This window comes from Salinigranum rubrum (assembly GCF_002906575.1).
Lineage (GTDB): Archaea > Halobacteriota > Halobacteria > Halobacteriales > Haloferacaceae > Salinigranum > Salinigranum rubrum.
The window spans coordinates 941,933-955,083 of sequence record NZ_CP026309.1 but is presented as its reverse complement, the minus strand read 5'-3'; the positions used below and the strand labels follow the sequence as shown (position 1 = coordinate 955,083).

Sequence of the window (13,151 nt, the reverse complement as noted above, 5' to 3'; positions counted from 1 at the left end):
CTCAGCGGTCGTTCCGGACGGCGATGACGCGGTGGATGGCCGCGAGTTCGGCGAGCGTCGTCTGCCGACGCCCTTCGAGCGACTGCTGGACCTCCTGACCCGAGAGGTCGAGGTCGGTCTCCGCGGCGAGCGTGTCGACGTCGAGGACGCCCGTCGTCATCCCCATGAGGAGTCGGTCCTGAAGTTCGAGTGTCATGGTCTCGGCGTCGAGGTCCGCGTCAACGGCGAGGACGGCCATCGCCTCTTCGACGGTGAGGTCGGCCTCCTCGCCCGCGGCGAGCGCCGAGAGACGCTCCGCGTCGACGCCGGACTCGGCGGCGACGGCCGCTGCGCCGTGCTCGTCGATGACGTCGGCGAGCGCCCGCTCGTACGCGGCGCGGAGTTCCCCCGCATCGTGTGACGCCGGGTCGTCGACCACGTCGTAGAACATACCGGTGTGTGGACCTGGGGGATGAAAACGGTTGTCACTTCGGTGTCCCGGAACGCTCCGTAGCTCAGGGGGAGAGTCGACCGACCGGGGGACGGTACTGCTCCTCCGGGTTCTCCTCCCAGGGGTACGGCTCGTCCCACCCGGGCGAGTCCTCGACGGCCTGACCGTCGGTGTCGCCGACGCCCGTCTTACCGGGCGGGACCGCGACGAGGACGACGGTACGAACCGAGACGTCGACACGCGACGCACAGCCGAGTTTCTCCTCGCTGCCGTCCTCGTCGATGTCCAGCGTCGCACAGCCGCCGTCACGGACGTACGTCACCGTCTTCCCGGGACCGCCCCGCGTCGTTCGGACGGCGAAGCGCGGGTAGTACCCGCGAACGTGGACGTCCCAGACGTTCACGGTGGCGTACCAGTTAGTCGGCGTCGGGAGGAGCGGGAGACCCGCGGGGAGCACCACTGCCTTCCCCTTCGTCCGCTTCGCGAGTCGGTCCGTCCCGTTTCCGACGGCCGCCCCGACCGCTTCGGTGGCCGCCGCCTTCGAGAACTCCCTGACCGCGCTGGCCGCGTCGTCGACGTACTCGCGCTCGACGCGCGTCTTCTCGCTGTCTCGGGCCTTCGCCACGGCGGCCCGGAGGTGGACCCGAACCCGAGCGGCCTCCCGTCCGTCGAGGCCAGCCTCGTTGACCACGCGCGGGACGAACGAACCGTTCGTGACCGCGAGCGCTCGCGCCGAGGTCCGGTTCCACGTCGCGAAGGCGTCGTCGACGGCTCGGTCCGCGTCCGAGTACGAGAGCGTCGTCTCGCGTCGGAGGACCTCCCGCGTCCGGGAACCGACGTGGTCGAGCGACCGGGAGACTCCCTCGTCGAGGGCGTCGCGTCGAGTCGCCGGCATCGACTCCTCGGCTCGTTCGGCGGCGCGGAGCGTCACGGCCGCGGTGTGAAGCCGGACGGTCTCCGTCTCGGTCGTCTCGAACACGGCGTCGACCGCGTCGCCGTACGGGACGGTGAACACGTTGACGTTCCGCGTCCGCAGCGGGTACTCGGTCCCGTGACGCGTGCTCCACGCCGCGTCGGTGCGGTCGACGCCCTGAACGTCGAGGTACGGCGGGCCGCCCTGCGGGACGAACGCGTCTTCGCCGCCGAGCGGTCCGCCGACGGAGTACGGGTCGGGGGACGTGTCGGTGCGGGTGGACATGACCTCCGTCGCCCAGCCGTCGAGGTCGACGCCCCGGTCGCGCAGGACGCTTTCGAGCCGGTCGTTCGCTCCCGCCGCCGCGTCCGAGCGGTCCGAGAGCCGTGCGTCGACCCGCGCGAGGTACGCCGCCCGGACGGCGACGCGGGCACGGTCGGCGGCGCCGTCGTACTGCGTCGGGGCGTCGACGAGCGCGTCTCGACGAGTGGCGAGCCGTGCTGAGAGGTTCGCCGACGGGTTCGCCCGCCCGGTGGCGGCGTCGCCCATCCGGACGGACGTCGAGGCGTTTCGGACCGCCCGGTTGAGGGCGAGGAGGTCCGCCGTGACCCACTCGCGGAGGTCCGCCGGTCGGTCACCCGTGACCGTCCCGTTCCGGTCGAGCGCGTCCGGGCCGTCGAGCGCTCGCGTCTCGGCGATGCTCCGGACGCCGCCCCGGTCCGCGAGGAACCCGTCGGCCTCTGAAGGAACGTCGCCGAGGTTGGGACCGTCGAGAGCGCCGCCCTCCTCGAAGACGGGAACGACCGGCCTGTCGGGGGTACCGGGAAGCGCCGGGAGGGAGCCGTCGACGGCGACGCCGACGGCGTACCGCTCCCGCACCGTCGCCGTCGACTCGAAGGTCGTGTTTCCTCGCGCCCAGGTCCACCGGAGGGTGTGGCTGACCGCGACGTGCCGGGTCTCGGCCCGGAACCGGGTCGCGTTCGGCGGACGCGCCGGCAGCGACGCCGACCCGGGTTCGACCGTCGCGCGGGACGTGACCGACTCGTTGACGAGCGTGACGTCGGGACGCGGGGGTCGTGGCCGCGGCCACGGCTCCGTCTCGACGAGCGTCGCTTGCGTTCGAAGGGTGAGATTCACCCGGTAGGCGCGTTCGAGCACCTCGTCGAGCGACGGACCCGAATCGCCCTCCTGCAACGCGGCGTACGCCCCGTCGGCCGTGTCGTTGACGCCGACGTCGACCCGTTTCTCCGGCGTCGGGGCGTCCGAACGCGCGAGTCGCGGCACCTGTCTCGGTGCGTCGTCGGGGTCGACCGTCGGCGGCGGGGCGACGCTCGTCGCCAGACTCGTCCCGGGCGTACTCAATCCGGCGCGGGCCTCCTGCTGGGCGAAGCGAGCGAGCGCGGTCCGCTGGGCCGCTCGGCCGGTCGGGTCCGCGTGCCCGTACGCCGCCTGCTGGAGTTCGAGGACGGCCCCGTTCGTCGCCACGCCCACGTGGCGAGTGCTGACGACGTTGCTGACGGGCGCGCCACCCCACTGCCCGTAGCCGCGCGCCCAGGCGAGTGGGTAGAGACGGGCGGTGAGTCGCCGTCCGAGTCCGGGCCCTTCGAGCGGGCCACGCGCCAGCGACTCCTCGAATCCGACTGTGCGGTCGTGGAGCGCGAGGACGGGCGTCGCGACGATGACTGTCCAGTTCGTCGTCTCGCGAGCGACTACCGTCCCCTGCTCTCGGGCGACCACCGAGACGTTGCTGAGGCGCACCTCCAGCGACGTGCCGTTCTCGACGCTGCGGACGCGAACGCGGTCGAGTCCCCGGTCGAGGGCTTCGGCCGTCGGCGTCGCCGGCAGCGAGGCGGCGGCGACGACGTCACCGCGGGAGTACGAAGCGCGCTCGAAACTCTCGCGTGCGGCGACGTAGATTCTGATCCGGAGGCTGTCGCGGAACGGCCGGGAGTCGTTCACGACGTCGCCCCAGGTGTTGGCCGCCGGGTCGACGACGGGCGTTCGCGCGGCGTCCCGAGCGGCGCGCGAAACCGCGGTCCGGAGCGCCGTCTCGGAGGCCGCCGCCGCCCGGTCCATCGCCACCTCGGCGTCCCGGTCGACTCTCGGATTCCCCGTGGCGAGCGTACTCGCGTACGTCGTGCTCCCGAGGAGGAGCAACACGCCGATGAGCGCGAACGGGACCCGCCCGCGGGTGTCGTCTGCCAGCCGCATCAGGACCACGTCCTGACGACGACGGTCACGCGGGCGGTCCGAACCGACTCGGCCGCCGCCCGCGGCGTCTCGAACCGCCGCTCGAAGGACCGTTCGGTTCGTTCGGCGACTGCCACCGCGAGGTCGGTCGTTGCGGGCTCGACGCCCGCGTCGAACGTCGTCTCCGAGCCGTACGTCGACCGCATCGACGCGAACCGCTCGCGGACGACGACGGCGTCTGCCGCGCCGCCGCGCAGCGCGACCCGCGTCCGGCGGGGCGGGAACAACCCGTCGACGGTGCGGCGGGCGGCGACGTCCGCGACGCGTCCGTACCCGCCCGACGAGGCAGCCAGCGCCGAGTCGCGGGCGGCCGGCATCCCGCTGTCGACCGACAGGGTCGCAGCGTGGACCGTCGCGCCGGCCGGCGGCGTGGGACCGACGCGGACCTCCCCGACGAGGCCGCTCCCCGGGAGGGGTCGCCACGTCGCGACGACCTGCGTCCGGCCGTCGAACAGCGGCGTGACGGACGCACGGACCGCGTCGACGAAGCCGGCGGCGTACGGCGAGGTGGGCGTCCCGTCGACCGAGGCGTTCGCGACGGCGGCCTCGGCGAGGAGTTCGGCCAGCGTCCCGTGGCGGACGCGCTCGATCGGCTCGCCGGTCCGGTCGTCGACGCCGAGGTCGTATCCGACAGTGGTGGTGGTCGTCGCGAGCGTCTCGACCGTGGCCTCGTCGCGCTCGGGAGTCACCGTCGCGCCGACGGGGTCGGCAGGGGCGGTCACGACCGAGAACACCGCGGCGCTCACGAGGAGGAGAAACACCGACACGTCGACGACGGTGCTGATTCCCCGCTCGTCGCGACTCATCGCCACACCACCGCCCGGAGCCGGCCGTGGCGCACGCGTCCCGGCCCGAGGCGGACGCTCACGCGCCGGAACGCCCGGTCGCCGCGTACCGCGGCGTCGGGCCCTACCGTCCACTGTCGCCCGTCCGTCGTGAGCGAGACGTTGAGCCGGGAGCCGAGCGGCCGCGCGTCGAGTGCGCGCCCGAGGCGGTCCGGATGGACGACGCCTCGAACGGAGACCTCGTCGTGGACGGCAGCCAGCGCCGGGCCGGCAGCGTCACGGTCGGTCGAGACGCCGGCGTCGGCGACGACGAGCGCGTACGTCGACAGCCCGACACAGACGGCGAACAGGGCGGCCAGCGCCGCGAGCGGTTCGACCTGTCCTCGGCGAGAGGGCGCGGGGTCGAACACGCTCAGACGCCCCCCGGTCTCGCGTCGAGCGTCCCGACGAGCGTGACGTCGACGCCGCCCCACGAGACGTGGCGAACGACCAGGTGGTCGCCCGCGGGCCGCCACGCGGGGTCCCGTGCGCGGGCGGCGCTCACCGCCCGCCCGAACGCCGCGGAGGAGTCGAACGCCGACTCCGGGGTCTCTCCCCGAAGCACGCGGACGAGCCTCGCGTCCCGGGTGACAGAAACGACGCGATAGCCGAGGGTCGCGTGCGTCGTGCCGGCGTCGTTTCGGAGCCCGATGCGTCGCGGGCCGACTCGGATCGTCTGCGCGTCGAGCGCGCGGCTGACCGTCGTGTCGTACTCGGTCGTCGCGACGGCGTCGACGGTCCCGGCGACGTCCGAGGCGTCCGGCGGCGGTGCCGTCGGGAGCGACGTGACGACGCCGAGAACGACGAGTGCCGCGGCCGAGAGGCCGAGCCACGCGTACCACGCATCGACTGGAGCGTCGAACATGGGCGCTCTGGCCGCGTCTCCGTATAAAAAGACTCAGACGAGGAGGCCGGCGGCGACGACGCCGACGAGGAAGGTCGCGCCCGCCAGGACGAGCGCGATGCCGACCCGGTAGCCGACGCGTGTCGGGTCGAGACCCGATTCGAGACCCGTCGCGAGCGCCGTCAGCGTCGCCGCCATGACGAAGACGTACACCCCGAGGACCGTCCGAGTCCCGGAACGGCGAAGGCGGGGCCGACAGCCGCGCCCGTCTCGACGCTCGCGATGCGCGCGGCGAGCGCAACCGTCGCGCCGCCGACGAGCGGGCCGAACACGGCCGCGGTGTTGGCGAGCGTCCCGCTCACCGCCGCGAGTTCCTGCTTCCCTGCCTGTTCGGCGCGTTCGAGTTCGCGCAGTTGCGTCGCCATCGTCACGACAGTCTCGCCGGCGGGCCGTCCCTCGACCGCGGCCACGGAGAGCAGTGTCGCGGCCGCGCGGGTGCGCGGACTCGGCAGATGCGAAAGCACACCGAACTCGCCCAGAAACGCCTCGTAGAGCGTGACGCCGAGCCGACGCTGGACGCCCGACGCCGCCGCGAACAGCGCTCCGGTCTCGGTCGACAGTTCCTCGCCGACCGTCCGGACGGCAGCCTCGACGGACGTCCCGTCGCGGACGTGCCGGCCGACGAGCGAGAGCGCCTCCGGCAGCCCCGCTTCGACGGCGCGGGCGCGCTCTCTGACTGCGACGGCCGGACGGAACCGGGCGACGAGCGCGGCCCCGACGCCCGTGCCGGCGGCGACCACCGGTGCCGCCCACGCGCCGACGACTGCGAGCGTGACGGCCCAGGAGAGGCCGGCCGTCAGGAGGCCCGCGAGAACGGGGAGCCACCACGGGACCTGCGCGTCAGGATGCGTCCGCGACACCGACGGCGTCGCGAACGTGACCGGTCGGCGGACGACGAGCCACCCCGAGGCACCGAGCAGCACTGCGGGGAGGAGGAGGTCGTAGCCGAGCGCGAGCGCCGTGAGCGAGACGGACGCGCCGGCGACGCCCGCGGCCGGGAGGATACCGACGAGCGCCAGCGGGAGCAGGACGCCGAACGCGTACAGGGCGGTCGCGGGGCCACGAACGTCGGCGGCGAACGACGCCATCCGCTCCCGTGTCGCCCTGACGACGACCGAGCGTGCGTGGTCGAGCAGTTCGGCCCGCTCCGACGCGGGTGCGTCGACGGCGGTCGTGACGAGGTCCGCGGCACGTTCGAGCGCCGGAAACCACGGCCGCCAGGCCGCGGCGAAGCTGTCGAGCCCCGACGCGGGCGTCCCGGCCGCCCGTCGGACGTGGTCGTCGAGGCTCCGCGCGAGCGGCCCCGTCCCCGTCCGCGCGGCGAAGCCGACCGCCGGTTCGACGGCCGCGGTGAGCCGCGCGTGGAGGACGACCCGACCGACGAGGTCGCTCGCCGCACACAGCGCGCGCGTCCGCTCGACGGCGGCGAGCGCCGCCGGTCCGCGGTGAACCGCGTGGACGACGGTCGTTCCGCCGACCGCACCGACGAGCAGGGCAGCCTGAACGGAGAGTCCGAGAGCGACACCCACGAGACCAGCGAGAACGGCAGCGAAGAGTCCGGCGGTGTAGCCGGCGCGGACGACCACGTCGGACCGAACGGGGGCGTCGAGAAATGCCAACTGCCGGTCGAGCGACTCGTCGGTGTCGACCGACCCCGGCCAGGGGCCGGCGAGTCCAATGAGTACGTGCGCGAGCGTCGACGTCATCTCAGTAGCCCCGCTCCTCCGGGGCCGTGAGCCCAGCCTCCGCGTGGCATGCGATGGCCTCGCCGCGCTCGGACACCCGGGCGCGGACGTCCGCGTACGACTCGCCCGGGAGCGCGAGCGCCGAGAGGAGGACGCTCTCGCCGCGGTCCAGTACGCCGGTCGACCGGAGTCGGTCGTCCCCGTCCTCGATGTCGAACAACGTGGCGAAGTGGACCCTTTCGTCCGTCGTGCGGACCTCCTCGACGCGCGTCACACGACGGCCGGCCTCGGCGGTGAGCGTCACCACGAGGTCGGTCGCGCCGAAGGCCCGCTCCGAGACGGAGAGGTCCGTCACCATCCGCGCTTTTACCCCGTCGCCGCCGACGCCGTGGACGGTCCCGAGGACCGCGCCGTCGGCCGCACCGACGCGCATCGCTTCGTAGAGGACCTGCGCCTCCTCGCCGCGGACCTCCCCGACCGCGAGCGCACCGTCGCCGAGACGCAACGCCGCCCGGAGCGCCTCGTCGGGCGAGAGCGCGGCCCCGTCGTCGAGTCCGGTCCGTATCGACTGAACGTCGCGGTCCTGCTCGCGGAGCGCGGCGACCGGGAGTTCGGGCGTGTCCTCGACGACGACCGCCCGTGTCGTGGTGGGGAGTTCCCAGAGGAGCGCGCCGAGCGTTGTCGTCTTCCCCGCGCCGCGTGGGCCGGCGACGAGCGTCGCCGCCCCGCGCTCGACGGCGACCGAGAGCAACCCGGCCGCAGAGGCCGGGAGCGTCCCGAGGGAGACGAGGCGGGCGAGCGTCCACGCGGTTTCGTCGTGCGCCCGGAACGCGAAGCCGAGGCCGTCGCTGGCGGGCGGAGCGACACCGGCGAGTCTGATGCGGCGGTCGGTCTGTGTGTCGACCGTCGCGTCGAGCGTCGGCGTCGCCCGCGAGAACGCTCGACCCGATGCCCGTCGGAACCGCGAGGCGAGCGCCGCCGCGCCCTCGGGCGAGAGGTGGACGTTCGTCGCCAGACGAGCGCCGTCGACGACGACGCGAACGGGGTTCTCGTCGACGGGGCTCGTGACGAAGACGTCGGTCACCCGAGAGTCCGAGAAGAGGTCGTCCAGCACGCCGTGGCCGCGGGTGTATCTCGCGAGGAGCGCGCCGAGTTCGTCGACGGGGTCGGCGTCGTCCGCGACTCGTCGGGCCGCCCGGTGGGGAGCGCGAGGCCCGCCCGAGACAGCGCCAGTGGCGAGGAGACGACGCGCAGCGCCGAGGGTTTCCAGCGTCGCCCCGTCGAGGGAGTGCCACGCCGGGAGCAGGTGGTAGCGCCGCCTCCCGTCGGTCGCGTCGTACAGCCGGACGCGCGCCCCGGTATCGAGGTCCCAGGCGTCACGGAGCGTCGCCCCGACGGGCGGGTCGACGTCGACGCGACATCGGGCGACGGTCGGTGCGACGAACGCCCGAAGGACGGAGCCGTACCCGTCCTCCGCGGCGACCCGTTCGGCACCCAGTGCGAGGCCCGTCTCGGCCGCGAGTCGCGCGACGGGTCCGGCCCGTCCGGTCGCCTCGTGTGCGGCACCGAGCGGGTCGTACAGCGCCCGCGCGGCGAGGCGCTCGTCGTGGTGAGCGGCGCGTTCGGCGAACCGCCCCGCGGCGACGAGAAACGCACAGGCGTCGTCGACGTAGGTGCGAACGACGCCGCCGGCGCGGATGCGGACGACGTCGGCGTCGCGTTCGGTGAGCGCCCCGATCACCGTCGCTCGGCAGTCGGGTGAGGAGGTCAGGTCACCTTCCCCGGGACAGTTGTCCGCGTCGACGCGGAGTTCGGTGTCGGGCGTGGTGTGGGTGCCGGCGGGTGTCTCGAAGGAGACGTCACACGAACACGCCACCTCGGACTCGGTTCCCAAAAGCGCCCGCGAGCGGTCGACGAGCGCGGTGAGTAGCGTCATGCGCCGGGGTGGCCCCGTTCCCGTATTTGAACGTTCGCAGAGAACGAGGGCGAGAGTCCAGGGCAGGAGAGAAAGGGCGTTCAGGCAGCGGGGGAGTTCAGGGAGCGAGGGAGCGACGCTCGGCGTCGGCCGGTGTCGCCGTCGAGATCGGGGGTCCCGTCCGGTTCGTCTCCCTCGTCGACCCGGCGTGACCGACCACGCTGACGCGGACGCCGGTCGCCCCGCCCCGCCGAACGAGTGTCAGTCGAAGCGTGTGTCGGCCCGGCGGGAGAACGAGCGGGCGTTCGCCGACGAAGAACCGGACGCCCGCGTCGAGCCGTCGTGGGGGGCTGTCGGCGACGCGGTAGCCGACCGTCGTCGGCGGCTGTCGGGAGTCGTTCGGGAGACCGCCGATGGAGAGATACGCGGCGCGGGCGTCCGCGAACCCGCCCGACGGGAGCGAAACCACGACCGTCCGACCCGCGCCTCGTTCACCGGCGGCGACCGGGTCGTCGGCCGCGACGAGAGCGGCCGAGACGCCCGACAGCCGGGTGGCCGCCGCGTCGAGTCGCGCGGCGGTGCGGTCGGTTCGAGCGTCCTCGACGGCCGGCAGCGACGCGCCGAGCAGCGCCGTCGCGACGACGACCGTGAGAAGCGTTCGGACCGCAGTCACAGCGCGTCCCGGAGTCGCGCGACGAGCGACGACTCGCGCTCGGTTCGAGCGGCGTCGAGAACGCCCGAGGACGGTCGGTCGACGCCGACGTTCGTATCCACGTCCGTGGTCGGACCGGTCGGCTCGGTGTCTCGTCGCTGACCGCCCGGACCTTCGTCGTCCGGCCGGTCCGCGCTCCGACCCTCCGTCGCCGGGACCCGTTCGACGGCGAGTCCCTCGTCGGCGTCGAACACGTGGGCTTCGACCGCCTCGGCCTTCGCGAGCGCCAGCGCCGCCTGGCGTTCGACGTCCTCGGTGACGCCGTCGACGCCGCTGAGGTAACCGCGCACCGCCTGCGTCGTCGCGTCCAGGGTGTCGAGTCGCGCTTCGAGCGCGTCGAGTCGCTCCTCGACGGCGGTGAGTCGTCTCTCGACGCTGGCGGCGTCGGCGAGGTTCGTGAGGTCGGTCTCCCCGTCGGCGACCGCCCGTTCGACCGCGTCGAGCCTGGTTCGGATGTCGTCGGTCATGCGAACCGGTGGCCGCCTCCTCCGATAAAAAAGCTCGTGGGGCGTGGACGGCGAACCACGAGCCCTCAACGGGTCGTGGGTCGCCAACGGGTCGTGAAACACCGAAAATACCATACGCTGACAGGTTTTCCACTCACACATGCAGTCCGCCCTGATCGGCGTCGGTCAGGCGGGCGGAAAACTCGTCAGCGCCCTCCAGGCGTTCGATGCTGACGAGAACCACGGCTCCGTCCGCCACGCGGTCGCGATCAACACCGCCTCGGCCGACCTCCGCCCGCTCCCCAACACGGTACAGACCCTTCTCGTCGGACAGTCACGCGTCTCCGGCCACGGCGTCGGCGGCGACAACGAACTCGGCGCGCAGGTGATGCGCGAGGACCGCGAAGAAGTACTCGACACGGTCACTATCGACTCGGCGACCGAGGCCGTCTTCGTCGTCGCCGGACTCGGCGGCGGCACCGGGTCGGGGGGCGCGCCGGTGCTCGTCCAGGAGTTGAAACGCGTCTACGACGTGCCCGTCTACGCCATCGGCGTCCTCCCCGGGCGAGACGAAGGAGCGATGTACCAGGTGAACGCGGGGCGCTCGTTGAAAACGCTCGCACGCGAGGCCGACTCGGTCCTCCTCGTCGACAACGATTCGTTCCGACGGGCGGGCGACAGCCTCGGGTCGGGCTACGAGCGGATCAACGAGGCCATCGCGCGCCGACTCGGACTCTTGCTCGCGGCGGGCGAGGTCGACACCGGGAGCGACGTCGCCGAATCGGTCGTCGACGCGTCGGAACTCATCAACACCCTTCGGAACGGGACGCTCGCGACGATCGGTTACGCGGACGCGTCGGTCGCGCGCGATGCCGCCGAGAACGTCAACGTCGTGACGAGCACGACCCGCCGGGCGCTCCTGACCGGGACGGCCATCGAGGCCGACAGCGCCGACGCGGCGCTCGTCGTCGTGGCGGGGCGGCCGGAAGCCATCCCGCGGAAGGGCGTCGAGCGTGCGCGACGCTGGGTCGAGGAGGAGACCGGGTGTATGCAGGTCCGCGGCGGCGACTTCCCCGTCGCCTCGGAGAAACTCGCGTCGCTCGTTCTGTTGAGCGGCATCGAGCGGACGGCGCGGGTAGAGTCGTTCTTCGAGCGCGCGCGTGAGGCGGCGAGCGGGAGTGAGAGCGAGTCCGACGCGTCGGGGTCGGGGTCGGAGCCGAGAGAGTCGGCGGCCGACCAGTGGGCCGTCGACGAACTCGACGACCTCACCTGATTCCGGAAGGACCGCCCGGGGGAACCGCTACTGCCGGACGAGGCTCGCGCCGTCGAAGTCGGTGCGGGTGTATTCGAGTTCCATCAGGTCGAGGATGGTGGGCGCGATGTCGAACAGGTCCGCGTCCTCGATGGCGACGTCGGGGTCGTCGACGATGAGGGTCGCGTTGTCGAACGAGTGCATCCCGTTGCGCGGGCCCTGTGCGAACACCGACTCCTTGGCCTTGAAGCCGGACTTGAGGTCGAAGCCGTGGTTCGGCACGACGACGAGGTCCGGGGCGATGTCGTCGTGGTCGCCGCGGAACGCCTCCTCCTTCTCGACGACCTGTGCGGCGACCTTCTTCCCGTCGGGCCCCTCCCACGCTTCCAACGCCGCTTTGAGTTCGTCGCGGACGGACTCGTACTCCTCCTGCGGGACGGAGCCACGCGGCTCTCTTCCGTCGAGGTTGATGTAAAAGCGCCCGGGGATGAGCGAGTACGCCCGGGTGTCGTCGGAGATGTCGCCGAGTTCCTCGTGGTCGTCGTCGTCGTACGAGAGCCAGCCGTTCTCTTCGAGCCAGGCGTTGCAGTTGACCTCGTGGTCGAGCGACGTGAAGCCGTGGTCGGAGGCGACGACGAGCGTCACGTCGTCGGGGAGCATCGAGCGAATCTTCCCGATGTACTCGTCGACCTTGCGGTAAAAGTCCAAGAAGAGTTCGCGGTTCTCCTCTTTCAGCCCCTCGGTGTCGCCGGTCGCGCCGGGCGCGAGGCGCTCGTAGTCCTTGAAGAGGAAGTGGTTGACCCGGTCGGTCGTCATGAAGACGCCGAAGAAGAGGTCCCAATCGTCCTCCTGAATGTAGTGGCTGAACGCCTCGAACCGCCTGTCGATAGTGCGGTGGGCGTCGTCCATGAACTCGCTTTTGTCCTCCTGGTGGCCGAGTTTGGCGTTGACGTCGATGGCGTAGTCGATAGACTGGAGGTAGCTGGCGAAGTCGTCGGGGTACGCCGCCTTGTCGACGGAGGGCGAGAGGAAACCCGAGACCATCCGCTGGACGTTCCGCTGGGGCGGGAACGTGACCGGGACGTTGAGCACAGTCGCGTCGCGGCCGTCCTGGCTGACGCGGTCCCACAGTCGGGTCGCCTGGACGTCACGTCCCATCGGGACGTACGTGTCGTACGAGCCGACTTCCCGGTCCTGAAAGCCGTAGACGCCGGTCTCGCCGGGGTTCACGCCGGTGGTGAGCGAGGGCCAGCAGGCGCTCGATTCGGGCGGGACGATGCTGTCGATGGGGCCGGCGCTCCCCTCGTTGATGAGCGAGGCGACGTTGGGGAACTCGTCGGGGTGCTCCGAGAGGAGCGTGAACGGAACCCCGTCGATTCCGATGAAGGCGACGCGCGGGTGGTCGGTTCCGCGCAGTCGGTCGAACAATCCCATACCCGTCCATACCGAGGGGGGCCCCAAGAAGCTTCTTTTCCAGTGACGTTCTTGCGAAGACCTCGGAGAGAAGCGAGAGCGCCGGGTTTTTCGAACGGGGGCGACGAACTGCCCGAGAGAGGGGATAGATGGAGTCGAACGACACGGGGGACGCGCGACACACGGGCGCGGTGAGGCCACACCACCGAGGTGGCTTCGCCGCTTCGAGCCTTCGTTCGGTTCCCTCGCGAAGACCTCGCGCGCGGGTCGCGGACCGACGTCTGCGACGCCACGCGCTACCGCACCGTCCTCTGCGGTGGTGGGGGGCGCGCGATGAACGAGCGAACGAACGTGAGCGAGTGAGCGCGCGAGGGGCCTGCTCGCGGCTCCGTCCGCGAGTGACCCGG

General features: G+C 72.2%; 12 protein-coding genes. 1 reads left to right on the top strand and 11 read right to left on the bottom strand.

Annotated features, from left to right (window positions below; genetic code table 11):
• Position 1 precedes the first annotated feature (1 nt).
• From C2R22_RS04570 to C2R22_RS04530, 10 genes are all read right to left on the bottom strand, one after another.
• Complete coding sequence (locus C2R22_RS04570; protein ID WP_103424711.1) at positions 2-430, bottom strand: DUF5791 family protein; 429 nt, start codon at positions 428-430, stop codon at positions 2-4.
• A gap of 64 nt (positions 431-494) precedes the next feature.
• On the bottom strand, positions 495-3,554 hold the full coding sequence (locus C2R22_RS04565) for a DUF7286 family protein (RefSeq protein WP_103424710.1): 3,060 nt from the start codon (positions 3,552-3,554) through the stop codon (positions 495-497).
• The gene (locus C2R22_RS04560; protein WP_103424709.1) at positions 3,554-4,399 is read right to left on the bottom strand and encodes a DUF7284 family protein; all 846 of its coding nucleotides are present in this window, start codon (positions 4,397-4,399) and stop codon (positions 3,554-3,556) included. The genes C2R22_RS04565 and C2R22_RS04560 overlap by 1 nt, the downstream gene beginning before the upstream one ends.
• Positions 4,396-4,788: a DUF7285 family protein gene (locus C2R22_RS04555; RefSeq protein ID WP_103424708.1), complete on the bottom strand. Its 393-nt coding sequence runs from the start codon at positions 4,786-4,788 to the stop codon at positions 4,396-4,398. The genes C2R22_RS04560 and C2R22_RS04555 overlap by 4 nt, the downstream gene beginning before the upstream one ends.
• Before the next feature lie 2 nt (positions 4,789-4,790).
• Complete coding sequence (locus tag C2R22_RS04550; protein WP_103424707.1) at positions 4,791-5,282, bottom strand: DUF7283 family protein; 492 nt, start codon at positions 5,280-5,282, stop codon at positions 4,791-4,793.
• Between the two features lie 33 nt (positions 5,283-5,315).
• The gene (locus C2R22_RS26120; protein WP_245902883.1) at positions 5,316-5,459 is read right to left on the bottom strand and encodes a hypothetical protein; all 144 of its coding nucleotides are present in this window, start codon (positions 5,457-5,459) and stop codon (positions 5,316-5,318) included.
• Positions 5,444-7,027, bottom strand: a complete 1,584-nt coding sequence (locus tag C2R22_RS04545) for a hypothetical protein (protein ID WP_245902882.1) — start codon at positions 7,025-7,027, stop codon at positions 5,444-5,446. Before C2R22_RS04545 ends, C2R22_RS26120 begins: the two co-directional genes overlap by 16 nt.
• A gap of 1 nt (position 7,028) precedes the next feature.
• The gene (locus C2R22_RS04540; RefSeq protein ID WP_103424706.1) at positions 7,029-8,942 is read right to left on the bottom strand and encodes an ATPase, T2SS/T4P/T4SS family; all 1,914 of its coding nucleotides are present in this window, start codon (positions 8,940-8,942) and stop codon (positions 7,029-7,031) included.
• A gap of 97 nt (positions 8,943-9,039) precedes the next feature.
• On the bottom strand, positions 9,040-9,594 hold the full coding sequence (locus tag C2R22_RS04535) for a DUF7311 family protein (RefSeq protein ID WP_103424705.1): 555 nt from the start codon (positions 9,592-9,594) through the stop codon (positions 9,040-9,042).
• Complete coding sequence (locus tag C2R22_RS04530; RefSeq protein ID WP_103424704.1) at positions 9,591-10,100, bottom strand: DUF7310 family coiled-coil domain-containing protein; 510 nt, start codon at positions 10,098-10,100, stop codon at positions 9,591-9,593. The genes C2R22_RS04535 and C2R22_RS04530 overlap by 4 nt, the downstream gene beginning before the upstream one ends.
• 139 nt (positions 10,101-10,239) lie before the next feature.
• Between C2R22_RS04530 and C2R22_RS04525 the strand changes: the two genes are divergently transcribed.
• Positions 10,240-11,352: a tubulin/FtsZ family protein gene (locus tag C2R22_RS04525; RefSeq protein ID WP_103424703.1), complete on the top strand. Its 1,113-nt coding sequence runs from the start codon at positions 10,240-10,242 to the stop codon at positions 11,350-11,352.
• A 27-nt stretch (positions 11,353-11,379) separates the two neighbouring features.
• Here the strand turns inward: C2R22_RS04525 and C2R22_RS04520 are convergent, their stop codons facing one another.
• Positions 11,380-12,765 carry an alkaline phosphatase family protein gene (locus C2R22_RS04520; protein WP_103424702.1) on the bottom strand — a complete coding sequence of 462 codons (1,386 nt, stop codon included), beginning with the start codon at positions 12,763-12,765 and terminating at the stop codon, positions 11,380-11,382.
• Positions 12,766-13,151: the final 386 nt, after the last annotated feature.